The organism is Arcanobacterium bovis (assembly GCF_004331995.1).
In the GTDB taxonomy this organism is placed as follows: domain Bacteria; phylum Actinomycetota; class Actinomycetes; order Actinomycetales; family Actinomycetaceae; genus Arcanobacterium_A; species Arcanobacterium_A bovis.
Window position 1 is genome coordinate 154479 of the sequence record NZ_SJDT01000001.1, and the last position, 23972, is coordinate 178450.

Annotated in this window: 22 protein-coding genes and 1 tRNA gene; 10 read left to right on the forward strand and 13 right to left on the reverse strand. The window is 53.8% G+C overall.

The annotated features are described in order from the left end of the window. Positions 1-121: 121 nt before the first annotated feature. On the forward strand, positions 122-775 hold the full coding sequence (gene trhA, locus EZJ44_RS00705) for a PAQR family membrane homeostasis protein TrhA (protein ID WP_131279128.1): 654 nt from the start codon (positions 122-124) through the stop codon (positions 773-775). Between the two features lie 144 nt (positions 776-919). Further along, the gene (locus EZJ44_RS00710; RefSeq protein WP_131279130.1) at positions 920-2149 is read left to right on the forward strand and encodes a PPK2 family polyphosphate kinase; all 1230 of its coding nucleotides are present in this window, start codon (positions 920-922) and stop codon (positions 2147-2149) included. Positions 2150-2232: 83 nt separating this feature from the next. Here the strand turns inward: EZJ44_RS00710 and mca are convergent, their stop codons facing one another. Further along, complete coding sequence (gene mca, locus EZJ44_RS00715) at positions 2233-3114, reverse strand: mycothiol conjugate amidase Mca (protein ID WP_206661824.1); 882 nt, start codon at positions 3112-3114, stop codon at positions 2233-2235. A gap of 196 nt (positions 3115-3310) precedes the next feature. Here mca and greA point away from each other — a divergent pair, with 196 nt between their 5' ends. The 3 genes from greA to EZJ44_RS00730 all read left to right on the forward strand — a co-directional run bounded on the left by greA (position 3311) and on the right by EZJ44_RS00730 (position 5261). Next, positions 3311-3784, forward strand: a complete 474-nt coding sequence (gene greA / locus EZJ44_RS00720) for a transcription elongation factor GreA (RefSeq protein ID WP_131279132.1) — start codon at positions 3311-3313, stop codon at positions 3782-3784. Positions 3785-4018: 234 nt separating this feature from the next. Beyond that, positions 4019-4762 (forward strand): peptide-methionine (S)-S-oxide reductase MsrA, encoded by a 744-nt coding sequence (msrA, locus tag EZJ44_RS00725; RefSeq protein ID WP_376988869.1) that lies wholly within the window; start codon positions 4019-4021, stop codon positions 4760-4762. Between the two features lie 91 nt (positions 4763-4853). Further along, a complete protein-coding gene (locus EZJ44_RS00730; RefSeq protein ID WP_131279136.1) occupies positions 4854-5261 on the forward strand; it encodes an FKBP-type peptidyl-prolyl cis-trans isomerase in 408 nt (135 codons plus the stop codon). Between the two features lie 128 nt (positions 5262-5389). On the opposite strand, the gene EZJ44_RS00735 is transcribed toward EZJ44_RS00730, so the two are convergent. After that, positions 5390-6238 carry a Bax inhibitor-1/YccA family protein gene (locus EZJ44_RS00735; RefSeq protein WP_131279138.1) on the reverse strand — a complete coding sequence of 283 codons (849 nt, stop codon included), beginning with the start codon at positions 6236-6238 and terminating at the stop codon, positions 5390-5392. Between the two features lie 411 nt (positions 6239-6649). Between EZJ44_RS00735 and EZJ44_RS00740 the strand changes: the two genes are divergently transcribed. From EZJ44_RS00740 to EZJ44_RS00755, 4 genes are all read left to right on the forward strand, one after another. Further along, positions 6650-7720 (forward strand): ABC transporter ATP-binding protein, encoded by a 1071-nt coding sequence (locus EZJ44_RS00740; RefSeq protein ID WP_131279140.1) that lies wholly within the window; start codon positions 6650-6652, stop codon positions 7718-7720. Positions 7721-7722: 2 nt separating this feature from the next. Then, complete coding sequence (locus tag EZJ44_RS00745; protein WP_131279142.1) at positions 7723-8511, forward strand: ABC transporter permease subunit; 789 nt, start codon at positions 7723-7725, stop codon at positions 8509-8511. Positions 8512-8770: 259 nt separating this feature from the next. Further along, positions 8771-9271 carry a DUF456 domain-containing protein gene (locus EZJ44_RS00750; protein WP_131279144.1) on the forward strand — a complete coding sequence of 167 codons (501 nt, stop codon included), beginning with the start codon at positions 8771-8773 and terminating at the stop codon, positions 9269-9271. Between the two features lie 108 nt (positions 9272-9379). Continuing rightward, positions 9380-10078, forward strand: coding sequence for a DUF4126 domain-containing protein (locus EZJ44_RS00755; protein WP_131279146.1), 699 nt, complete (start codon positions 9380-9382; stop codon positions 10076-10078). A 55-nt stretch (positions 10079-10133) separates the two neighbouring features. Here EZJ44_RS00755 and EZJ44_RS00760 read toward each other — a convergent pair. Beyond that, positions 10134-10207: transfer RNA gene (locus EZJ44_RS00760), tRNA-Leu, on the reverse strand. A gap of 232 nt (positions 10208-10439) precedes the next feature. On the opposite strand from EZJ44_RS00760, the gene nhaA reads away from it, so the two are divergent. After that, positions 10440-11687: a Na+/H+ antiporter NhaA gene (gene nhaA, locus EZJ44_RS00765; RefSeq protein ID WP_241658538.1), complete on the forward strand. Its 1248-nt coding sequence runs from the start codon at positions 10440-10442 to the stop codon at positions 11685-11687. A 12-nt stretch (positions 11688-11699) separates the two neighbouring features. Here nhaA and EZJ44_RS00770 read toward each other — a convergent pair whose 3' ends face one another. The 10 genes from EZJ44_RS00770 to EZJ44_RS00815 form a co-directional block, all read right to left on the reverse strand. Beyond that, entirely contained in the window at positions 11700-12686 is a 987-nt protein-coding gene (locus EZJ44_RS00770; RefSeq protein ID WP_131279148.1) for a Ppx/GppA phosphatase family protein, read from the reverse strand. An 80-nt stretch (positions 12687-12766) separates the two neighbouring features. Beyond that, positions 12767-13330 (reverse strand): DUF501 domain-containing protein, encoded by a 564-nt coding sequence (locus EZJ44_RS00775; protein ID WP_131279151.1) that lies wholly within the window; start codon positions 13328-13330, stop codon positions 12767-12769. A gap of 45 nt (positions 13331-13375) precedes the next feature. Then, positions 13376-14362: a septum formation initiator family protein gene (locus tag EZJ44_RS00780; protein WP_131279153.1), complete on the reverse strand. Its 987-nt coding sequence runs from the start codon at positions 14360-14362 to the stop codon at positions 13376-13378. 370 nt (positions 14363-14732) lie between these two features. Next, positions 14733-16013 (reverse strand): phosphopyruvate hydratase, encoded by a 1281-nt coding sequence (gene eno / locus EZJ44_RS00785; RefSeq protein WP_131279155.1) that lies wholly within the window; start codon positions 16011-16013, stop codon positions 14733-14735. 176 nt (positions 16014-16189) lie between these two features. After that, positions 16190-19711: a transcription-repair coupling factor gene (gene mfd / locus EZJ44_RS00790; RefSeq protein WP_131279157.1), complete on the reverse strand. Its 3522-nt coding sequence runs from the start codon at positions 19709-19711 to the stop codon at positions 16190-16192. A 70-nt stretch (positions 19712-19781) separates the two neighbouring features. Beyond that, positions 19782-20366, reverse strand: coding sequence for an aminoacyl-tRNA hydrolase (pth, locus tag EZJ44_RS00795; RefSeq protein ID WP_131279159.1), 585 nt, complete (start codon positions 20364-20366; stop codon positions 19782-19784). A 151-nt stretch (positions 20367-20517) separates the two neighbouring features. Beyond that, entirely contained in the window at positions 20518-21120 is a 603-nt protein-coding gene (locus EZJ44_RS00800; protein ID WP_131279161.1) for a 50S ribosomal protein L25/general stress protein Ctc, read from the reverse strand. A gap of 367 nt (positions 21121-21487) precedes the next feature. Then, on the reverse strand, positions 21488-21784 hold the full coding sequence (locus EZJ44_RS00805; protein WP_131279163.1) for a ferredoxin family protein: 297 nt from the start codon (positions 21782-21784) through the stop codon (positions 21488-21490). Next, positions 21784-23082 (reverse strand): FAD-dependent oxidoreductase, encoded by a 1299-nt coding sequence (locus EZJ44_RS00810; RefSeq protein ID WP_131279165.1) that lies wholly within the window; start codon positions 23080-23082, stop codon positions 21784-21786. Before EZJ44_RS00810 ends, EZJ44_RS00805 begins: the two co-directional genes overlap by 1 nt. Before the next feature lie 5 nt (positions 23083-23087). Beyond that, on the reverse strand, positions 23088-23957 hold the full coding sequence (locus EZJ44_RS00815) for an electron transfer flavoprotein subunit alpha/FixB family protein (protein ID WP_131279167.1): 870 nt from the start codon (positions 23955-23957) through the stop codon (positions 23088-23090). Positions 23958-23972: the final 15 nt, after the last annotated feature.

Genomic DNA, 23972 nt, shown 5'->3' on the forward strand with positions numbered 1-23972 from the left:
CATCAGGTGTACTCAAGCATACCTTGCGAATTGAAAGGAAACATCACGCGTCACTGCGGTAGTGTTAAAAGAAAGAGGATATAAACCTCTGATATTTTTCTTTTACCTGCTGAGGAGCTTTATGAGTCGAAACGATATGATCCAGAAAACTCGCGCTCGCGGGTGGATCCATTTATGCACTGCTCCGCTCGCAGTGGCAAACTCGATCGTTTTGCTGTGTTTTTCTCCCAATACCGCTGTAGCCACGTCGATTATTGTTTATGGCCTGGCAGCTTTGGCTCTTTTTGGCGGCTCAGCGCTCTATCATATCGGCAACTGGCAACCGAAAACGAAAGCCATCTTGCGCCGCATGGATCACGCCAATATTTTCCTGCTCATTGCCGGCACTTATACCCCGCTATCGGGCATGCTCCTTGAGCCTGGCCGTGCGAAACTCATGCTTTCAATTGTGTGGATTGGCTCAGCGCTAGGCATTCTCATGCACATCTTCTGGCTAAATGCTCCGCGCTGGCTTTACGTGCTGCTATATATCCTGCTCGGCTGGGTGGCAGTGTGGTTCTTACCTGATTTTTGGAATTCTGGCGGCCCGGCAATCGTGTGGCTGCTTCTCGCAGGCGGACTTGCCTATACGATAGGCGCAATCTGTTATGCATTCCGCTGGCCCAATCCTTGGCCGTTGCATTTTGGTTTTCACGAATTTTTCCACTTGGGCACTGTTGCTGGATACGCCTGCCATGCGGTTGCCGTGTGGCTCGCGCTCAGCACAGTTTGGTGAGGCACCATCTACTGTGGGGTGACGCGCTGCCGACTGCGTGGTGACGCACCGCCGTCCTGCCGCTTCATTTCTTCATTCCTTTCGTTTCTTGTGCTGCACGTCTCACTCCCCTGTGATAGCTTTTAGCTAACGAAGGGAGCATTTATGGCTAATAAGGGCGGAAAAACGAAGTCTTCATCCCCACGCTGGGATGAATCACCTCGCCAAACACTTGTGGCTGGCGCAGACTTCAAGCTAGCTGACTTTGATCGATCCTCTACACCAGGCTGGCAGCTAGGCAAGGACGCCGCAGAGGAGTTCTTACTTGAACGAGGAGCACTACTCTCAGAGCTGCAAGAACGGCTTTTCGCAGCAGGCAAGTTTGCCGATCCGCGGCGCGTGCTACTTGTGGTACAAGGGCTGGACACTGCAGGAAAAGGCGGAATTGCTCGCCACGTGCTCGGGATGGTGGATCCACAAGGCGTTGCGCTCGCCTCCTTTGGCGTGCCCACGAAAGAAGAAGCCTCCCATCACTTCTTGTGGAGAATTCGCCGCGCGCTACCAAAGCCTGGCAGAATCGGACTTTTCGACCGCTCGCATTACGAAGATGTGCTCGTCCAGCGCGTTGAGAAGATCGTTGAGGAACCGGTTTGGCGCAAGCGCTACGGCGAGATCAACCGCTTCGAGAAGAAATTGGTGGACGACGGCGTCACGATTATCAAAGTTGCGCTCATGGTTTCGCACGAAGAGCAGGCAGTTCGCCTCGCAGAGCGCATTGTGCGCCCCGACAAAAAGTGGAAGTACAATCCGGGCGACATTGATACGCGGCAAAAATGGGACGAATACCAGCAGGCTTACCAGGATGTATTCACCGAAACGTCCACCGATTACGCGCCTTGGCACGTGATTCCGGCCGACAACAAGTGGTATGCCCGCCTTGCCATAACGGAGCTGCTGGTGCAGGCTCTGATCGATATGGATCTCGATTGGCCGAAGCCTCGTTGGGTTGAGGACGTGCAGTTACGCCGTCTGAGTGAAACGATGGACGACGCCGAAAACGAGCGCGTCACCGAAGCTCTCGATGGTTTGGTGTCCGAGGTATCAGAGGATCTCGCGGAGTTTTCCGTTGAGGTAGAAGCTGCCGATGACGACGCTGCGGCAGGCAACACCAGCGCGAAGCCTGGCGACGCTGTTAGGGATGACGCCGCTGCCGCGGGTGATAGCGCTACTTCCAGCGCAAATACGCCTACGCCGGACAAGAAGAGTAAAAAGTCGAAGTCGGAGAAGTCGGAAAAAGCCGATAAAAAGAAGCCGGATCGCAAAGGGAACAAAGCCGGCAAGAACAAGAAAAAGAAGAAAGACGGCAAGTCCAAAAAGGGCAAGAAAAGTGAGTAAATAGCTCAGTGAGTAAATAGCTCCCTGAACAGCGATATTGGCTAAGTTTGAAAACATCAAACTTAGCCAATATCAATATGTTCTCAAACTAAAGGCTCAACGTCCGGAACGCGGGCGAAAAGATCCGCTTCGATGTCGTCCGACTCCCCGACCATACTGAATCCAAGCGCAAACTCTTCCCAAGGCCATACTTGCGCCTCGAGATCGCGCGGCATTGCGAAAAAGAAGCCCTGCGGATCGATCTGTGTAGCGTGTGCGAGGAGTGCGGCGTCGCGCTGCGGGAAAAACTCATCCACACGAATCCGTGCGTCGATACGTTTTTCGGGTTGCTGAGAACGCCGCTCTATCCACGCAGCGAATGGGCTCTCAATGCCGTTTTCAAGCATAGCTTCGTGAAAGCGAGTCAATCGCTGCAACGTGAAGGTCACGTCGTAATAAACCTTTGCCACCTGCCACGACTGCCCGAGTTCAGGGTGAAAATTTGGATCAGCGGCGGCTTTAACAGCCTCCATCGTCACTTCATGGGCGCGGATATGATCTGGATGTGGGTAGCCACCAGTTTCGTCATAAGTTGTGACCACTTGCGGACGAAATGAACGGATTTGTTCCGCAAGACGCCGCACAGGTTCGTCGATATCAATGGCGGCAAAGCTCCCCTCAGGCAGGGGCGGAAGCGGATCACCCTCAGGCAGGCCAGAATCAATAAAACCAAGCCACACGTGCTCTACTCCCAAAGCCTGAGCGGCGGCGCGCATCTCGCTCCGACGCACGTCACCAATATTTGCTTCAATATCTTCGCGGCCAAGCAACTGCGGATTGAGGATGTCTCCTCGTTCGCCACCAGTTAAAGTCACAACCCGCACGCGGCCTGCAGTGGCGTATTTTGCCATCATGCCTGCACCTTTCGATGATTCATCGTCCGGGTGCGCGTGAACTGCCATGAGTCGGCGTTCTGTAGTAGGCATGTTTTCCTCTCGGGTAGATGGGCATGCCCAGATTAGCACATAGTTGAATATTAAATTCTAGAATGACGCTTTGTTCACACGTGGGCTTGGTGGTAACGTATGCCTTTGACACCTCACATGCCGCTGGGCATGTTTTTTGTTAGTCGTTGCAAATTCTCACCGGCTAACAGTCACTAAGAGAAGTAGGAGAACTCACATGGCTGATGCAACATGGCTTTCCCAAGAAAGCTTTGATCGTTTGTCTGCTGAGCTTGAGAGACTCAAGACCACCGGACGCACTGAAATCGCCGAGCGCATCGAAGCTGCTCGCTCGGAAGGCGATCTTCGCGAGAATGGTGGATACCAGGCTGCGCGTGAGGAACAGTCCAAGATGGAAGGTCGAATCCAAGAATTGACCTACCTGCTTGAGAACGCCGAAGTGGGCGAAGCGCCCTCTTCGCTAGAGGCAGTAGCTCCTGGGCTCGTTATCACGGCAAAGGTGAACGACGCCGAGAAGCACTTCCTTTTAGGTTCACGTGAAGCTGCACCAGATCTCGATATCGACGTATATCCAGAATCTGCACCGCTTGGCTCTGCGATTATGGGTCTTAAAGTTGGCGACGAAACTTCATACGTAGCTCCAAATGGCAAGGAGTTCACAGTGAAAGTGCTCAAGATCGAAACACTTTAAGGATTGCTGATTTCTCAGCTGCGGGCGTATTCCGAGTGCCGGAATACGCCCGTTTTTCCGTTTTCCGGCACACTAGATTGCACAAGATTGATCGCGCCAAGCTTTACCCTGTTTCGTTGTCAGCATCACTGCCGGCAAGATTGACGAGGTTGCGCCAAAATGTGCGCGAAAGATTGAGACATATCGAGATTAGTTGAGGAGAGAGCCGTGTTTATATTTCGCCCTGAGCCCACGATGGTAGCCCCGGAGGATGCACTTCCTGGCCGTAGCGTACCAGTATTGCCCGCCCCAAAACCGCATCTCGTTTTAGGCACTGATCTGCTCGCCGAACCAGCGCCGTCGCAATCATTGATCTACCTCGCGGCCGGTTGCTATTGGGGCGTGGAGGAAATCTTTTGGAATGTGCCGGGGGTTGTGAGCACCAGTGTGGGATTTATGGGAGGTTACACCCCAAACCCGACTTACCAAGAGGTGTGCACGGGCCAAACTGGCCACACCGAAACCGTGCGCGTGGTGTTCGACGAAAGCCGCGTGAGCACGGCGCAAATTCTTAAAACTTTCTTTGAATGCCACGATCCCACCAGCTTAAACCGGCAAGGGAACGACGTCGGCACGCAGTATCGTTCCGCGATTTTCACGACGACGCCGCAGCAGCACGAGCTCGCGCAGGCGATGCTTGCGTCGTATGAAGCTGTGTTGAGGGAAGCTACGCATGGAAATGGCGTTGGCGTTGGAAAAGCTAGTGCTGATGGCGTTGGAAAGACGAGCGGCAAGGACACAGCGGGGCGTGAAGACGTCAAAATCGTTACCGAGATTATGGATTCGCACGGTCTCAGCTTCTATCTAGCCGAAGACGATCACCAGCAATACTTATTCAAGAACCCGCACGGGTATCGTTGCCATGTGAAATCTGGAATGGCATGCCCGCTACCAGGCAGTGGACCTTTGGCGGAAAGCTCTGAGGAAGGGCAAGCATAGCGAATGCGTAAAGAAGGGCAGTGACTCCTCTTTTTCGTTGATGCCTCCCAACCAGTAGACTAGAGATGAATTTTTCACGAAAGGTATGCGAATGAACGTTATTCTTCCTAGTGTGTCCGGTTCCTTTGGAGAAACTCCAGAGCTGACTTTCCCAGCGGACGTCGAAGCACCAAAAGGTTTGCGCGTTGAAGTGCTCGAACAAGGCAATGGTCCGGTTGTTACGGCCGGTCAAGAGATTGAAGTAAATTATCACGGCCAGATTTGGAATGGCGATATCTTCGATTCATCTTATTTCCGTGGCGAGCCGACTCGATTCCCTATCGGTGTTGGAATGGTTATTCAGGGCTGGGATCAGGCAATTGTTGGTAAGCAGGTAGGCTCTCGTTTGCTGATCTCGGTTCCACCAGTCAAGGGATATGGCAAGAACGGAAATCCACGCGCCGGTATTTCCGGTACGGATGTTCTGGTGTTTGTGGTGGACATCTTGGGCGCACACTGATTTTATACGTACGTGAAACGGCTGTGGGTGGCTTGGACATCAGTCCAAGCCACCCACAAGTCTTTTAGCCATCGCAGAATTTGGCTTTTATGCCAACTTACCTGCGGCCCAATCAAAGATAATTAGCTCTATCGATCAGCTAAAATAGCAACGATTCGCAGAACTTCTACATAGATCCACAGGATCGTCATAACGATACCAATAGCGCAAGTCCATGCAAACTGTGCAGGAGCACCGTTATTGATCGCGTCTTGCACTGCCTCGAAGTCAGCAATAAGGAAGTATGCAGCTACGAACAGCATAACTACTCCAATGATGACACCAAGCGGCATTCCACCAAATGCAACGTCAGTGCGGAGATTCGTCCGAGTGAAGAGCATAAGACCCATATTGATGAACCCGAAAAGAATTCCGCCAAGCGCAACGATCAAAACAATCTTGCGTCCACGCGGCGTCGTACGAATTGCGCCAGAGTAATGCAAGCCAAGCGTCACAGCCACAATCACTGCCGTGGCCAAAATTGCTTGGAGCGCAACACCTGGCAAGAAGTAGTCTAGGTATCGAGTAATGGAACCTAGCGCTACGCCTTCAATTGCGGCATAAGCAATCGCCATACCAGGCTTCACCATCGGCTGGAAGGCAATAAACATGCCAATTCCAAAAGCCACTAAGGATCCACCGATGGCGAGCATCGGCATCGCGGCAATCGGGAAGAAAAGAATTGCCAGCACACCAGCAAAAATCGTTGTGCCAAGCAAGAGAGCAGTCTTGTTCATCGCGTCCGCATAAGTCATTCGATCTGCGCCAGCGTAAGGCGAATAGCTCTGCGCTTGCGCATCAACATAACCTTGCGGGGAATACTGCTGCGAATAGTCCTCGGCGTATTGCGTCGTCTGCTGATACTGATTTGGGAATTGATTCGGGCGCTGCGCCGACTGCTTGAAGTATGGATTCCGATCCATTACCGGATTACTCAAGGTAGACCTCCTAGTATTTATAAAGACTGTCTATCAAGGACCGTCTCTTTGGCGAACGCCCTCGATTTCTATACTTATTCTATCCGTAGTAGCGCACTAAACTCGACTCCGCATGTATCCACCCTGAGTGAACATTCCATGCCCAATTCCTTGTACTTCCGCAGCTCTCAGGGGAAAACCCTGAGAATATTCACCGAAAACTCAGGAAGTGCACAAAGAAATTCATCCCTGAGTAGTACACCCTCCAGCATTCAACCACGTCTAGAATGAATTGTAGGCAGAGGGCTCGCTACTCGCGGTCTAAACAGCTCATGGAAGGGCCCCGCGCATCGCGAGTCTTCTGCCCGGGCACTCACCACATAAAGTTCTGATGTCCTTTCATAACGCATATTTCCAGTTCAGGAGCATACTGTGATAACAGTTGAACACCTATCAAAAACGTACGGACAGAAAAAAGCAGTCGATGATCTTTCATTCACTGTGCGCTCAGGAAGTGTAACGGGATTCCTTGGCCCTAATGGTTCAGGAAAATCAACCACCATGCGTTGCATGCTCGGTCTTGATCGCCCAACAGAGGGCACTGCACTTTTTAATGGCACTGAATATGCCAAACTCTCTTCTCCACTTGCCACCGTTGGCGCTCTATTGGACGGAAAAGCTTTCCACCCAGGTCTTTCAGCACGTCAGCACCTTACAATCATCGCCAAAACACATGGCATCTCGCAGGCGCGAGTCAATGAAGTTCTCGAGCTCACCGGCATCGAATCAGTAGCGAAAAAGAAGCTCAAGGGCTTCTCCTTGGGTATGGGACAACGCCTCGGAATCGCCGTCGCCCTCCTCGCCGACCCAGAATTTCTCATCCTCGACGAACCCGTCAACGGTCTTGATCCCGACGGCGTACGCTGGATTCGCCAGCTCATGCGCAATTTTGCAGCAGAGGGGCGCACAGTATTGGTATCGTCCCACCTCATGAGCGAAATGGCGCTCACCGCCGACGAACTCGTGATCATCGGCCGCGGCAAATTGATCGCTTCGGGCCCGATCCAAAACTTCACCGAAGCCTCGTCCAAGCGCACGATTCACCTATCTGGTCCAGATCTGCCCGCTATCCTCGAAGCTCTCAAAACGGCACATATTGCCCACATGTTAAGCGAGAACGCTTCGCAGGCTTCAGCACCAACCGTAGAAATCACTGGCTGTGACCGCGCACAAATCGGCCACCTCATGTACCAAAACAATATCGAGGTGCATGAGCTGTCCGAAACATACTCGTCACTAGAGGACATCTTCATGGAACTCACCGAAAGCGAGGGCGAGTACCGCGTCGATAACGCACACATACCAGCTGGTAGAGCAGGCAACGATCCACACCACGGCACAACGCAAGCTGCTGGACAAAGCGCGACGCCGGCGTCGTCGCCATCCCCCACATCCACCGCAACGTCCGCCACGCCGTCCGCCCCATTCCAGATGGAGAAATAATCATGACTTCTACTGCACAAATAACACGAACCACAGCAACGCAGCCGGTGAGCCTGATGCGATCGGTCAACTCAGAGTTCTACAAGCTGTGGTCCGCCAAACTGACCAAGATAACCTCGCTACTGCTGCTCATCTTGGGCTGCGCGCCAGTCATCGCAATCGTCCGTTTAGCGAAGATTCCGCTTGACTCAAAGGTCATCTTCGGAACTTGGGGCTTGAGCTCGATATTTTTCCTCGTAATCGCGGTGGCAGCGGTGTCGGCCGAGTATTCACACAACACGATGCGCACCACCGTGCTTTCCGATCCGCGCCGCCCACGCGCATTTTTCGCGAAATTTCTTGCCAACGTTGTCTACTCGTTCCTGCTCGCAGTCGTTTTGGTTGGCTTGCTCATAGCATGTACATTCCTGAGCAAGACGCCGATCAGCTACTCCGCACAAGATTTCGGCCCTATCAGCGCATTTGTTGGGCTGTTTGTGGGCGTAGCGATTATGGGACTCGGATTTGGCTACCTGCTTCGCTCAACTGCCGGCGGCATCACAGCCGGCGTGATCTTACTGCAGTTCCTCGGTCTGCTCGTCCTCATCCCCGTCGACTTCTTCCAAAAGACGCTCGTTTACTACTTGCCTGCTAATCTGGCACAATATGCCACGAATGGGTCGATTGCCGTGCCGGGAGTAACTGAAGCAAGCGTGCCGTACAACCAAGCAGGGGCATTAGGCATCTTCGTGCTCTACTCACTGGTAATTTTGGTTCTTGGCATGGTCCGTTTCCTAAAATCGGACGTGTAGTTATCGCCTCACCAGCGATTTACCGCACAGAACGCAAGAGCGGCCGGCGTCGTGCTCAACACTACTGAGTACGACGCCGTTTGCTTGCGTTTCAGACGGACGACGACAGCAGCTTGCGTACGTTAGGACACACGCGACGGCGAGAACCAGAGTTACGTACGACGCCGCGCACCGACGTCGTTCCTCCCTCCTTATACAAGCGTTTCGCCCGTAGCGGGCAAGCGACCTCTGAATAAATAGCTCGTGATAGATTGGCGCAATGTACACAGAAATCATCACCACAATTTTGGTGGTCATCGCCTACGCCGTGGCGATAGCTGGAATCATCGTTCCCGTACTGCCCGGCACCATTCTGATCGTGGCATCCACTTTTGTGTGGGCGCTCGTTGTGGGCGGGAATACCGGCTGGATTACCTTTGGTCTCGTGACGGTGTTCAGCGCAATTGGTATCACCGCGAGCTATGTTTTAACAGGTAAACGGCTCAAAGATGCGCAAGTTCCAAACTCTTCTATTCTCTGGGGCGGCGCTGGCGCAGCAATCGGCTTCTTCGCAATTCCAGTTCTTGGAATATTTATCGGTTTCACTGTGGGACTGTTCCTAGCGGAAATGAGGCGGCAAAAAGACGGCATGAGCGCGGCGGCGTCCACATGGTTGGCGCTCAAATCGCTCGGAATCGGAATCCTCATTGAACTCGCCATGGCATTTACCTCAGCAATCACATTCGCTATCTCCTGCCTGATCTATTTCTTCGGAAGCTAGCTCGACTCGGGAACAACGAACGTGACTTCGTGACAACTGGGTCCACAGCAGCGCAACGCAGCAGCACAAACGATTAATATAACGCCAAACCATACGTAGAGGAAAAATATGTTCGCTTTATTAACAAGCGCTGGGCTTTCAGCGGCGGCAGGACTCAACGCATACATACCTTTTCTGATTGTGGCGCTGATTTCGCGTTACACCGACGTGCTCACGCTCCCCTCGCAATTCGCATGGATCGAGTCGCCGTGGGCAATTGGTATCGGTGTGCTATTTCTGCTGCTAGAAACGGTGCTCGACAAAATACCTGCCGTTGATTTCCTCAACGACATCGCCGGAACCGTGATTCGACCAACCACGGGCGCACTCGTTTTTGCCGCCACTACTGCTGCACAAGAAGCTGAGCAAAACTCGACTTTTCTTGCCAACAATCCGTGGGTCGGAGTACTGCTCGGCGGACTCACTGCCGCCGTGGTACACACTGGAAAGATGCTCGGCAGGCCTATCGTGAACGTGTCTACCCTCGGTATTGGTGCGCCGGTAGTTTCGACTGTGGAGGACGGCACGTCGTTCACGATGTCGCTTATCGCGATTTTCTTGCCCGCATTGATGCTGGTTATTCTCGCGGTGCTACTGTTCGCTTTGTGGAAGATTATCCGTTTTGCAGCGCGACGACGCAGGGCTGGGTCTACCCGCTCGCGTACGACCAATCCGCGCACTTCCGATCCGCACGTTATTGACGGCGAAACTGTGATTCACGACGACACAGTTCACGGCGAAATTCTTGAAGGCGAAATCGAGGATTAGCGCCAGTCTTAGAAGTGAGCAGCCTAAACCTATGAGCTAGGAACATAAATAAAAGTGCCCCCGGTGGGACTCGAACCCACACTGAACAGATTTTAAGTCTGCTGCCTCTGCCGATTGGGCTACGGGGGCGTGTAATTTACACTGTACTAGCATACTCACGAAGTCCTTGCTGAGAGAAATCGAGAAATCGCAAAATATTCGCATTTCGTCTCATTCGTTAGCGAACTTACAAGTTTGCGGCAAAAAATACTAGAGTAAGTTTTAGGTTGAGTATGGAAATATTAAATTTCACTTTACTATTCCCGTTATTTTCTCAGCACGCACAAGCAAGCCCGCTATCAAAACGGAAGTGAGACATAAGGTGTCTAAACGACCAACCCTTATCGGACGATACCGCAGAGCCCTTCACAGTGAGACATTCGCAGGACTCATGCTGATTTTAGCTGCAGTCATTGCGCTCATTTGGGCAAATTTCCCTAATAGCGCGGCACGCGAAGCATACGCGACGATCTCGGAAACTACCGTTGGAATCTCAGCAATTCACCTCAATCTCAGCCTAGCAGAATGGGCAGCGGACGGGCTCTTGGCGATCTTTTTCTTCGTCGTCGGCCTCGAACTCAAAGAAGAATTCACAACTGGATCATTACGCGACGTGCGCCGCGCCCTCGTACCGATCCTCGCCGCCGTCTGCGGAATGATCGGACCAATCCTCGTTTATGTGCTTATCCAGGTTATTTCTGGTTCGGGTAATTATGGCGGTTGGGCTGTGCCGGTGGCCACCGATATTGCATTTGCGCTCGCAGTGCTCGGACTTTTTGGCAAGGGTCTGCCACCAGCAATTCGCACATTCTTAATGACGCTCGCCGTGGTTGACGACCTTCTAGGCATCGTGCTCATTGCCGTATTCTTTGCCGGAAGCTTGAATTTTATTGCCTTGGCGCTTGCCGTGGCAGTTATTGCACTATTTGGATTTCTCGTTCAAAAACGCATTACCAAGGCATATTTCCTCTGGCCGCTCGGCATACTTGCCTGGTATCTCATGCACCTTTCCGGTGTGCATGCAACCATTGCGGGCGTGGCATTAGGTATGGTTGTGCCTGCTATCCAGCGCAAATCTGAGCGCGAATCACTCACCCACCACTTCGCCTCAAAAATCGATTTTTACTCAGCGGGATTCATCCTACCTATCTTCGCTTTCTTCGCATCTGGTGTGAATGTGGTGGATACCGGCGGTTTCCGAGAGATGATCGTTGATCCAGTGGCAATGGGAATTTACCTTGGTTTGCCGCTCGGAAAGATGCTCGGCATCAGCGGCGGCGTATTTATCATGGTGAAATTGTTCAAGCTCAAGCTTGGGCGTGGTATCAACATGCTTGACATCATTCCCGTGTCGCTCGTGGCAGGAATTGGTTTTACAGTTTCGCTGCTCATCGCCACGCTTTCATTCCCTGCCAGCGACCCCCACGAGCCACATTCGCGTATCGCCGTGCTTGTAGGCACGCTTCTCTCGGCTATCGTCGGTGGCGCGGTGCTCGCGGCGCGTTCGAAGTGGCGTAACCGGTATGCCGTGCGCACTGAAATTCATACGTCGATGAGTCCGAGCGACTAAGAATCGGTAAAATCACTCACCGATACGTGGTTTATTAGGGTCACGTGCAGCCCACAGTGCCAAGCCATCGAGAATATCGTGCTCTGAGGTGGTCACATGCTCAAGAACATGCCCTGCTTCATCCATACGTTGAGCAATCCTCCGCACAACCTCTTGCCAAACCAAGGCTCCCGCATTGATCACATCCACCCTGCCAGGGTGCATAAAACCAAGTTTTTCACGCTCTTGCGCAGTAGACCGGATGAACCATTCACAAGCACGATCAGTTTCTTCAAGCGTTAAAGCCGTCCCGTGAATTCGCTTCGGATCATATTCATCAAGGCCAAGAGCCAACGCCGTAATCGTGGTAACACTACCAGCCAAGCCAATCACAGCTCGTGCTTGACCTAAATCAACCACTTCTTCGGCGCGATCAAGCCAATCACGAACATCAATACGCGCCGCCTGGATCTGTTGCTCCTGAACCGGATCACTTTGCAAATGCCGTTCGTGCATACGCACGCACCCGACGTCCATCGAAAATGCGGAAATAATCTTTCCATCAGCAGTCCCCAAGGCAATCTCAGTAGAGCCACCGCCCAGATCGACCGCAATCAAGGGTGACGCCGATTCACTTCCGCGAGCCGAAATCGCCCCCGCAAAACTGGTAGTTGCTTCCTCTTGCCCCGATAGCACCTGTGGCTCCACACCAAGAAGCGCCACGACGCCGTCGATAAACTCATCGCGGTTACGAGCGTCGCGAGTGGCCGATGTAGCAGCAAAACGAATCGATTCCACGCCATGCTCGGCACACAACTGCGCGTACTCACTCACCGCGTCTAACGTGCGCGCCAAAGCTGTAGCGTCAAATTCACCGGTACGATCAACTCCAGCACCGAGCCGCACAACCTTCATCGTGCGTACCACATCTGTTAATTCACCTGCGTGAGACTGTGTACCAGTATCCGCAATCAGCAAACGAATCGAATTCGTTCCGCAATCAATTCCAGCAACTCTCATAACCACTACTTTGCCATGCGCCTCCCGCCAAAAATCGTGGCGAGTGCCGCTACCCTCAAATTCCTCGACTAAAGCGAGACTTACTCGTCGTCAGCTACTTCTTTGCAGCGGCAAACCTCGGGATCCCAACCCGCCATATCTAGCGCTTCGTCACCAATCGGACACACGCCGCGTCCTACCGCCAACGCATACCCCGCCAACGCATGCAGACACTTCACACGATCAGGCATACCACCAGCAGATTTACCCCCGAGTTCTGGAATAACCTCAAGCAGATCGCGACGCTCCACATAGCTGTGGTGCGCTTTTTCATGGGAGGCGAGTAGATCGGCGTCGTCGTGCAAACGCTGGTTGAAAGGAGCCATACCGCCTGCGCTTTCGATGCGCGAAATCTCCTTCACCAGCGACGGAAGCGAAAGATAAAACAAGGTCGGGAATGGGCTACCGTCGGGCAGACGCGGAAAAGTAATCGTCACAGCAGGTGCGCCGCATGCACAACGCGCGCCGATGCCAACCAGCCCACGTGGGTCACGGCCAAGCTGCTCAGTGAGGATTTCCCGATCGTTGTGGCCAACGAGCGAAGCATTGCACGCAATCTGGCGCAACACGTCAAGACTAATATTTCTTGCATCCAAAACAGTCATTTGATCTCCATTTATGGCATTAGCTCAGGGCGATTGAGCAAAATGCTACTTAGTTTTGTCGATAACAGGTACGTTCGAGGGGTTATCTACCTTGCCAGATTGACCAGCAATGGAGATCGAATCCCACATCGTCATATAGAAAGGCGTGGCGGCACGGCGCTCTTTGTTAAGCTCAGCGAGCTGTTCCTGCTCCTTCGGCTGGGCACCAGCTATCGCCTGCGGATCCACCGTATAAAGGGTCTGACCAGGAAGAACGTAGCCGAGCCGCTGTCGCGCTTGGGACTGAATATACTGCGGGTCGTTCCAAAGTGCGAGCTGCTGCTCCAGCTCTTGCACTCGCTCTTTTCGATGGTCGAGCGTCGAGAGTAGCTCACGCTTTTCTTCCTGCTGAGCGATGTAACCACGCAACGGCGAAGAAACAATGAAGACGCCGATCATCACGGCTGCGATCACAAGGGCAAGACGCACGGAAAACTGGCGCGTGCGCTCCGAGCCTGAAAGAACCACATTCCAGTCACGACCGGATCGACGGCGTTTCGCTGCGGATGTAGTTGCAGCGCTAGTTTCGGGCATGGTTTCTAGGGTGCGAGCGCGTTCCGTTTGTGCTGTGCGAGCGCGTACCGTTTGTGCTGTGCGGGAGCTTGCGTCTGGGTCATTATTTCCGCGAGTTGGTGTACGTCCATTATTCGCTGCTCGTGCCGGCTGCTTGCTACGTACCGGACGTTCGGCGCGTACCGGACGACCTCCACTCATTGGGCTTTCGCCGCGACCAGGACGCACAGCGCGCACCGGACGCGCCCCCTGAACTTGGCTTTCGCCGCGGCGAGTTCTAGTATCGCGCGTAGCTTGATTATCGCGCGGCGGCTGCTTACCGCGCGTCGTTTCCTTGCCACGAGCCCCTGCCGCAAGTTTGCCTCCCTCAGCCGGTGCAGCTTCTGTACCGCGGACTGGTCGAGTAATTCGCTGATTGCGCGCAGAAGGATCGTTCCCCGATTGCGAAGAACGACGTGGTGCAGGTGGGCGCGAACTCATAGGACTAGTCTAAAGGTCTATTGGCGCACGTGGTGTATTCAAACCTGGTGAGCCGGCAAACATTCTCGAAATTAACTAAGTAGTGGCATGCCGATACCACATAAAGCGTGCCCTAACTTAGGCGATCCTTTATGTATCGCGCGTATATAGCGCGATGAACAAGCCCGCGCCTAAGTTAGGGCAACAAAGACTCGAGAAGGGATAAAGAAAAGAGAAGAGAGCCAAAGAAAGAGGGGCAGGTCAGAGTAGCAATTGAAATGCTCCCCAGAAGAAATAACCGAATTAACCAGTCCAACTTCCGGGGAGCATTTCACAAAAGAGGGCGGGAATTCCCGCCCTCTTTCTTAGGTTATAAACCTAGTTCAAAGCATCACTTCTTGAAGCGAGGAAATGCCGAACGACCAGCGTATACTGCTGCATCATCAAGCTCGTCCTCAATGCGAAGAAGCTGGTTGTACTTGTTCACACGCTCGCCACGTGCAGGAGCGCCAGTCTTGATCTGACCAGAGTTGGTTGCAACTGCAAGATCAGCAATTGTAACGTCCTCGGTTTCGCCCGAACGGTGCGAGGTCATCGACTTGTAGCCAGCGCGGTGTGCGGTCTCAACAGCTTCGAGGGTCTCGGTCAAGGTACCAATCTGGTTCACCTTAACGAGCAGTGCGTTAGCAGCACCCATCTCGATGCCCTTAGCAAGACGCTCTGGGTTGGTCACAAAGAGATCGTCGCCCACGAGCTGTACGCGATCACCGATCTGAGCAGTGAGAGCTACCCAAGCATCCCACTCATCTTCGGAGAGTGGATCCTCAATGGAAACGAGTGGGTAATCAGCCACGAGCTTCTCGTAGTAAGCAACCATCTCGTCGGTGGACTTGATGCCACCTTCGAACTGGTAGCCACCATCCTTGAAGAACTCGGTGGAAGCAACGTCAAGAGCAAGTGCTACATCAGCGCCTGGAGCCAAGCCAGCCTTCTCGATTGCCTCGATGATAAGGTCGAGAGCTGCAGCGTTGGACTCGAGGTTTGGTGCGAAACCGCCCTCGTCACCAAGGCCGGTGGACAAACCGCGCTGCTTGAGCACGGACTTCAGAGCGTGGTAAACCTCAGCACCCCAGCGCAGCGACTCTTTGAAAGTTGGAGCGCCGATAGGAGCAATCATGAACTCCTGGATATCAACGTTGGAATCAGCGTGCGATCCACCGTTGAGGATGTTCATCATTGGAACTGGGAGGGTGTGAGCATTTGGTCCACCCAAGTATGCGTACAGTGGAAGACCTGCCGATTCAGCAGCAGCCTTAGCAACAGCAAGGGAGACGCCGAGGATAGCGTTTGCACCAATCTTGCCCTTGTTTGCAGTACCGTCAAGGTCGATGAGGGTCTGATCGAGCAGACGCTGATCGTTAGCTGCAAAGCCGATGATCTCTGGTTCAATAATTTCCGTAACAGCTTCTACGGCATCCTGAACACCCTTACCGAGGTAACGGGAGTCATCGCCGTCACGACGCTCAACAGCTTCGAACGCACCTGTGGAAGCGCCTGAAGGAACTGCGGCGCGGGCAAATGTGCCGTCGTCGAGCAGAACTTCAACCTCAACGGTTGGGTTTCCACGGGAATCGAGAATTTCACGGGAGGCTACGGCCTCAATATTTGCCACAAGGACTCCTTCTATAAGGTGGATACATGACAACTTGTATTCTACCGCGATTGCCGCGAGAGAACTCGGACGTTTGACCCGCATAAGCGCGCCCATCCACTTTCTATTGTCCTACAAGTGGCGGGTTTTTCCCACCGTTCAACACATCTGGCAAAGAAATTCACCCGTAGGGGAAATCAGCCCGCCACAAACACCGCGTGGATCAAGGTCTCCACAAAGTCCATAATTTCGTCGTTGTCCAGCGGTTTTTCGGCTCCAAGCATGCGCCCGCCGTCGGCATCTGGCACGGGAACGAGCAGGGCACGCACAGCAGGCTTAACCACGGCGCGCGGATACAAACGCTTCAATCGCGCCTGCCGCGAATCCGGCAACTGCACCGGCGCAAAACGAATATTTCGCCCTTGCATGGTGATTTCCTCGATCCCCACGCCCCGCGCCTGTTCGCGCAAACGCGCCAAGCGGAAGAGTCGCTCCACCTCAATCGGAATGTTTCCATAACGATCCACCAGCTCATTGGCGACGTCGGAGCGTTCCGTTTCATTCGTCGTCTGCGCGATCTTGGTGTAGATTTCCAGACGCAAGCGCTCCGAACTCACCCAATTTTGTGGAACGAACGCATCAAGCGGCAGTTCAATGCGCACGTCCGCGTGCTTCTCCTCCTCAGATCGGCTATCTTGCCCGGTAAGCTGGGCAACCGCTTCCGACACCATACGAAGATACAGGTCAAAGCCCACACCAGCGATATGCCCAGATTGTTCGCCGCCAAGCAAATTACCGGCACCGCGAATCTCCAAATCCTTGAGCGCCACCTGGATGCCCGCACCCAACTCAGTATGTGAAGCGATCGTACGCAAGCGCTCAATCGCCGTCTCCGTCATCGCTTTCTCCGGCGGATACAAGAAATACGCATAAGCGCGCTCGCGACCACGCCCCACGCGCCCGCGCAACTGGTGCAACTGCGATAGCCCCAGCTTCTGCGCGTCTTCAACAATCAACGTATTCGCATTCGAGATGTCCAAGCCCGTTTCCACAATCGTGGTACATACGAGCACGTCAATCTCTTTGTCCCAGAACTGCTGAATCACGCTCTCGAGTTGATACTCGCTCATCTTTCCGTGGGCGACGCCGATGCGCGCTTCGGGCACGAGCTCGCCGAGTTGCATTGCCACCTTATCGATACTTTCCGTGCGATTGTGCACGTAAAATACCTGACCATCTCGCAAAAGCTCCCGCTTGATTGCTGCCGATACCTGCTTTAATTCATGAGCACCCACATAGGTGAGGATTGGATGGCGTTCCTCCGGCGGCGTGGCCAGCGTAGACATCTGCCGAATTCCCGTCACCGCCATTTCGAGCGTGCGTGGAATCGGCGTCGCACTCATGGCCAGCACATCCACAGTTGGATACAACTGCTTGAGTGTTTCTTTGTGTTCCACGCCAAAGCGCTGCTCTTCGTCGATAATCACCAAGCCGAGGTTCTTGAATCGCACATCGCCTGTGATGAGTTTGTGAGTACCGATCACTACATCGACTTTGCCAGCAGAAATACCCTTTTTCACGGCGTCGGTTTCTTTCGCCGTCTGAAAACGCGAGAGAATCTCAACGTTAACTGGGAAGCCGGCGTAACGCTCCTTAAAGGTTTCAACGTGCTGCTGTGCCAGCAGCGTGGTAGGCACGAGTACCGCCACCTGCATACCGTCCTGAACAGCCTTAAATGCTGCTCGCACGGCAATTTCCGTCTTTCCGTAGCCAACATCGCCGGAAATCAGGCGATCCATTGGCTCAAGCGATTCCATATCCCGCTTGACTTCCTCAATCGTGGAGAGCTGATCGGGCGTCTCCACAAATTCGAAAGCATCCTCGAGTTCACGCTGCCAGGGCGTATCGGGCGCAAATGCGTGCCCGCGCGTCGCCCTGCGCTGCGCATAGAGACGGATGAGTTCCTTGGCGATCTGACGCACTGCCGCACGCGCTTTCGCTTTCGTCTTTGCCCAGTCTGCGCCACCCATTTTATTGAGCGACGGCGCATCGCCGCCCGAGTATTTGCTCACCTGATCGAGCTGATCGGTAGGAACCCAGAGCTGATCGCGTGGCCCACCCCGTTTCGACGCCGAGTACTCCAGCACCACGTATTCGCGTTGTGTACCACCTGGGCCACCCAACGAACGTTTTGCCAATTTTACAAACTGAGCCACACCGTGCCGCTCATGTACCACGTAATCGCCAGGTTTAAGCGCGAGCGGATCCACGGTTTTCTTCCGGCGCTTTGGCATATTGCGCTGGTCACGTAAAGTGCCACGCACACGCGACATCAAATCACGAGCCGAAAATACCCCAAATTTCGCGTCCTCGCACACGAATCCCGTTGCGAGCTGTGCCGTTACGATATTGACGACGCCGGGTTGCAGCTCGCCGTCGAACCGCTCCACGATTCGCGCCGGCACGTCCAAGTCCGAGAACTGCTCAAATAAGCGCCGTCCAAGGCCAGCGCCTTCAACGGCAACCACAATTCGCCAGCCCTCGCGAGCGCGCTTGCCCAAATCCGCAAGCGCTTCCTCAACCTTGCCAGAGTAATTCTGCGGTTCACTCCATCCAAAAGAAATTACCGTTTCCCCTGCAAAAGCACCTAAAGACCACCAGTCAAGGCCGAATTCCACGGCCGCAGCGCGAGTCTGGCTCAGGCTTGCAAACGATGCCGAATCAACGTTAACCGGCACTTTTCCACCTGCCGCAGCGCTTGACCATGCCGCCGCCAAAAATTCTTCCGTTGTAGCCATGAGCGACTCTGCATGAGTGCGAATCCGTTCAGGCTCCACGAGTACGATGCGTGAGCCAGCTGGGAACTCCCCTACCAGCGGCACCATTTTCTCAACCAAGATCGGAGTCAATGACTCCATTCCCTCCACGGCAATTCCTTGGGCAATTTTGTCGAGCATATCGACTGCGCCTGGGAACTGCGGCAATGCTGCTGCGGCACGCGAGCGAACGTCTTCGGAAAGCAAAATTTCGCGGCAAGCAGGTGCATATACCTCGGAAACCTCGTCCAAGGAGCGCTGATCTGCCACTGAAAACTGCCGGATTTCTTCTATTTCGTCGCCAAAAAACTCGACTCGGAGCGGATGCGGTTCCGTTGGAGGGAAAATGTCGATGATCCCGCCACGAACAGCAAATTCCCCACGGTTTTCCACCATATCTACGTGCGCGTAGGCCGCGTTAACGAGGTCCTCTTGCAGCTCAGCGAGGTCGCGAATATCGCCTACTCGCAAACGCACAGGTCGTAACTCGCCAAGGCCTGCAACGATGGGCTGCAGGAGTGCGCGAGCGGACACCACTAACACTTTTAGCTCGGGAAACTCTTCCGGATGCGCTAAACAACGCAGCACTTTGAGCCGTTGCGCCACAGTATCCGAACGCGGCGACAGCCGCTCGTGAGGCAAGGTCTCCCACGACGGAAAGATTTCAACCGAATCCGCAGGTAGGAACATCGCAAGTTCCGCAGCGAGTTGCTCGGCGTCGCGATCCGAAGCCGTGACCGCCACCTGCAAGGGCCGCACTGCGCCGTCCTGAGCTCCTGCAAGAAGGGCGAGCATCGGCGCCGTCGCACCACGTGGCACGTCAATGTCCACGAAACGCTCCGCGTCCAAAGTGTCGATGCGCGTCTGTTGCGAAATGAAATCGAGAATAGGATGAAGATCCATGAGCCTGTCCGTTAAGTTTGTGGAGATATATTAGGCGATTTGTTGGGCACTGCGGTATTTTGCTGCATGTTTACGCTGTGTGTAGGCGCATTTGCGCAGTTTCTAAACCGCGTTCGAGGATATCGACGACGGCGTCTGCAGCGTCCGAAATCAGGAACGGCATTTCTTTGCGTTCCGTTGCGGAAAACTCACCGAGCACAAAGTCTGCGGGATCCTGCCGGCCAGGCGGACGCCCAACCCCAAAACGCAAGCGGATGTAATCTTTTGTGCCCAATGACTGCGAAATGGATTTCAGACCGTTATGCCCGCCTTCTCCCCCACCGCGTTTGAGCTTCAACGTTCCAAAAGGGAGATCAAGTTCGTCGTGCACAACAATAAGGCCCTCAACTGGCGCGTTGAAATAATTCATGAGCGCTTTTACTGGGCCGCCAGAGGTGTTCATATAGGACTTCGACACAGCAAGAATCACCTGCTCACCAGGCGCTCCAGGAGCTACCCCGAGGCGCGCTGAGGCGGCGCGGGTATTGGACTGCTTATGGTCGGAGAGCTTCGTACCAATGCGGTTCACGAGCTCGTCAATCACCATGTGTCCCACATTGTGCCGCGTCTTTTCGTATCGCGGACCCGGATTACCTAAACCAATGATGGTGTACACGCTCTCTCCTTCACGCTCTGGTAACGTATCAATTTTCGCTCATATGGCGGGAAAATGCATGGAGACCTACCCAAAGATAGGTAGGCCTCCATTGAAGTTTACTTCATCGAGTTTAGCCACACACGGGGCGTGACCAGCTCAAATGCTAGCTTCACTCAGCTTCAGTAGCCTCAGCTTCTTCTGCTTCTTCGCCAGCTTCAGTTTCTTCTTCGAGCTCAACAACTGGGATCGACACCGCGATCACTGGAGCTTCTGGATCAACCGAGGTCTCAACGTCTTCTGGGAGTTCGAGGTCAGCCACGCGGATCGTGGTTCCGTCCTCAACGCCTTCCACCGACACTGTGATCTGCTCTGGAATTGCGTTTGCAGGAGCGAGCACAGGGAGTGTGAGCAGCTCAACTGCTGCAACGGCGCCAGCAAATGGCTCACCTTCGGTGACGATTGGAACTTCAACGTCCACCTTCTGGTTTGCCTTTACGCGGAGCAAATCCACGTGCTCGATGATGCGCGAAAGTGGATTGCGCTGCACGTCCTTGACTAGTGCGAGCTGCTTCTTGCCATCGAGTTCGATGGTGAGAAGAGCGTTTGCATTTCCACGCACAGCCATGAAAATCTCATGTGCATCAAACGAAAGGTGTAGTGGATCTGCATCGAAGCCGTAAAGAACGGCTGGGGTGCGGTTTTCGCGGCGAAGCTGGCGGGATGCACCCTTACCAAAGCTCTCGCGCTTCTCAGCTTTAATGACGTCTGCCATGTCTATCTCCTTTTTGTTTTGACCGGCCTCAGTACGGAGGCTACGCAGGAGCATAGACACCGCGTCGATAACGGAACATGAACGCCGTCTTACAGACGCTCATTTGCTCAACGTATTTCCCAGACCGCGATTCGTAACGCGGTTTGTTATAGCGACGACGCAACCCGCGGTAGCTTACCAGCTACGACTATCAGCCACATCGCACCAATATTGGCAATACAGAGCTATTCCCTCGCCGAGGCAACTGTATAAGTGTATCGTTTTTGCACGAAGAGAAAAACTGAGTGTGCGAAAGTCACATTCACACACTCAGTTTTCTCAATACGTCGCTCGCGTAACCGAGCTCAGCTCACGCGCCGAGTCCAGCTCAGCCCTCGCGGAACACAATTCCCATTGAGCTTTGCGGGTAATGCCATTTGAGCACGCCCGGTGGCGCTACTGCCAAGCAGGTTCCGCACTCCAAGCACGCAGCATATTCAACTGAAATCGAGCCGTCAGCTTCTTGCGCATACACACGAGCCGGGCACACCTGAACAAGCACCTTGCCTGCTCCGGTTACCTTTGCCAGCTCTTGATTTACTTCGATGTGCGAATATTCTTCGTCAGTCTCATACACGTTGGAGCCCAAACGAGCCGCAACTGTTCCTGGTTCATACTTAGTCATCACATCGCCCTAACTGCATCGATTGCTATCTTTGCCACCCGGAACACAGACAGCTTTGACTTCTTGAACGCGCCCAGAGCAGAACTCAGAATTCGTTTGCGTGGCGTCAAGTCATGGTTATACATGCCGTAGAAAGTATCGGCGAGCAGTTTACCTACGTCGCCATACATTTCCTTCGTGTTCTCTAAGAAGTGCGGTGCCCGTTTGAAGGTATCCATGTCCTTGCCGAGCCAGCTTTCCTCGTACTGAGTCAAGTAGGCTTCCAGAGCTGGTTGCGAGTAATCGCCCGCTTTGAGTGCCTGCGAAATTGCTTTCGCGGCGCAACGAGCACTTTCAGCCGCTAAGTCCATGCCGCGCACGGTGAGGCCAGTATTCAAGGTGAAGCCTGCGGCGTCGCCAATCACCACCAAACCGTTGCGCACCAAATCGTGCTGCATCGCTTTGCCACCCTCGGCAACCAAATGGCAACCGTATTCGAGCAACTCACCGTCTTCGAGGAACGGAGCGATGAACGGATGCGTCACAAAATGATCGTGAATATCGGCAGAAGCCAAACCACTCTTTTGTAGATCCTCAAGCATCATCACCACACCAATAGAGATCGAATCCTTATTGGTGTACATGAAGCCACCGCCCGCAACACCTTGCGTACAATCACCAACGACGGCGTATGCAGCACCTTCGTTGTCGGTAAGGTTGAAGCGTTCTTTGATTTTTTCTTCGCCGATGCGAATCACCGATTTAACGCCCACTCCGAAATGCGCAGCAGGTTCTTTGGCGCGCACCCCAGCGTACTGCGACAAAAACGAGTTGACGCCGTCGGCCGCCACTACAACGCGAGCACGCAAGGAATCTTCACCAGCGCGAACACCAACGAAAACGCCGTCTTCGCAGATCAGCTCGTCTACCTTAATGCCTGGCATCACGGTGACACCGAGCTCTTCACACTGCTCAGTCAGCCACGGATCAAGCTTCGCGCGCAAGACGCTCACAGCATTAACCGGCTGCGCCAACCGCTTGTCCCAGTAGTCCACATTTACAACGGACTCTTCGTTCATGAAGCTCAGCGTATTGCGAGTAATCACTCGTTCAACAGGGGCTTCATCAACGAACGTCGGGAAAATCTGCTCCATCACGCGGCTGTAGAAGATGCCGCCCGAGAGGTTTTTTGAGCCCGGTTCCACACCGCGCTCTATGAGGAGCACCTCGTGCCCTTCCTGCGCCAAGAGATAGGAGCACACGGATCCGGCTACACCGCCACCAACGACGATTACGTCGAAATCGTATTCTTCTGCCATGACTCCTACTTTAATGCTTGTGCGAGTTCAGGGAGAACTGTGTAGAGATCTCCTACGATTCCATAATCGGCTTTCTCGAAGATAACCGCCTTATCGTCGCTGTTAATCGCAATAACCGTCTTAGAATCAACCATTCCAGCAGTGTGTTGAATCTGACCAGAAATACCCACTGCAACGTAGATGTCCGGAGCAACGTGCTGACCAGAAATACCCACATAAGCGTCGCGCTCTAGCCAACCAGCACCTTCAGCGAGTGGCCGCGAGCAGCCAAGTTCGGCATCGAGAGTCTGGGCGAGTTCGCGAGCCAACTCCAAATCTTCAGCCTTGGCAAAGCCACGGCCAGCAGCAACAATACGACGCGCGGCTGCGAGGTTTACTTTCTTCGCTTCCGAAGCATTCGAGCTGGTTACAGTTGCAGCGTAAACATCGCCAGCAGCTTCATCAGCTTCTTGAGCCCCATCAGCAAGAGCTCCGATTCCTTCCATCACTACTACGACGGCAGAATCAAAACTCACGTTCTGTGCAGAGATACCTCCAAAACGCAGCAAATTAGCTGAGCCGGACGCAATCTCTTTAACTCCGTTGAGCACTGGCGCATCCAACTTGGCAGCCACAGCACCAGCAAAAACACGTCCGGCAGCTGAATTAGCTGCAATAACGACGTCTCCCGCTTGCGCAACGACGGCGTTCGCAACTGCACCTGCCAGCGCTTCGGCGGGAACGGCGTCGGGCACAGCGATACGAATAACGCGATCAACACCCGAAATCTGAGCGTCACCAACAACCACAACGTTCACGACGCCGGTGGCCTGCTGTGCCACGCTGACGAGGTTTGCGATCTGGGAATCTGTACAAATAATCCACGAATTAGCCATGTTTTTCTCCTTCAA

Coding starts and splice junctions, on each gene's coding strand:
- EZJ44_RS00815 (WP_131279167.1), bottom strand. CDS start 23,957: ATGGCTAATTCGTGGATTATTTGTACAGATTCCCAGATCGCAAACCTC.
- trhA (WP_131279128.1), top strand. CDS start 122: ATGAGTCGAAACGATATGATCCAGAAAACTCGCGCTCGCGGGTGGATC.
- EZJ44_RS00710 (WP_131279130.1), top strand. CDS start 920: ATGGCTAATAAGGGCGGAAAAACGAAGTCTTCATCCCCACGCTGGGAT.
- greA (WP_131279132.1), top strand. CDS start 3,311: ATGGCTGATGCAACATGGCTTTCCCAAGAAAGCTTTGATCGTTTGTCT.
- EZJ44_RS00750 (WP_131279144.1), top strand. CDS start 8,771: ATGTACACAGAAATCATCACCACAATTTTGGTGGTCATCGCCTACGCC.
- EZJ44_RS00800 (WP_131279161.1), bottom strand. CDS start 21,120: ATGGCAGACGTCATTAAAGCTGAGAAGCGCGAGAGCTTTGGTAAGGGT.
- EZJ44_RS00770 (WP_131279148.1), bottom strand. CDS start 12,686: ATGAGAGTTGCTGGAATTGATTGCGGAACGAATTCGATTCGTTTGCTG.
- EZJ44_RS00745 (WP_131279142.1), top strand. CDS start 7,723: ATGACTTCTACTGCACAAATAACACGAACCACAGCAACGCAGCCGGTG.
- EZJ44_RS00805 (WP_131279163.1), bottom strand. CDS start 21,784: ATGACTAAGTATGAACCAGGAACAGTTGCGGCTCGTTTGGGCTCCAAC.
- EZJ44_RS00780 (WP_131279153.1), bottom strand. CDS start 14,362: ATGAGTTCGCGCCCACCTGCACCACGTCGTTCTTCGCAATCGGGGAAC.
- mca (WP_206661824.1), bottom strand. CDS start 3,114: ATGCCTACTACAGAACGCCGACTCATGGCAGTTCACGCGCACCCGGAC.
- EZJ44_RS00810 (WP_131279165.1), bottom strand. CDS start 23,082: ATGGCAGAAGAATACGATTTCGACGTAATCGTCGTTGGTGGCGGTGTA.
- EZJ44_RS00755 (WP_131279146.1), top strand. CDS start 9,380: ATGTTCGCTTTATTAACAAGCGCTGGGCTTTCAGCGGCGGCAGGACTC.
- EZJ44_RS00775 (WP_131279151.1), bottom strand. CDS start 13,330: ATGACTGTTTTGGATGCAAGAAATATTAGTCTTGACGTGTTGCGCCAG.
- EZJ44_RS00730 (WP_131279136.1), top strand. CDS start 4,854: ATGAACGTTATTCTTCCTAGTGTGTCCGGTTCCTTTGGAGAAACTCCA.
- msrA (WP_376988869.1), top strand. CDS start 4,019: ATGGTAGCCCCGGAGGATGCACTTCCTGGCCGTAGCGTACCAGTATTG.
- mfd (WP_131279157.1), bottom strand. CDS start 19,711: ATGGATCTTCATCCTATTCTCGATTTCATTTCGCAACAGACGCGCATC.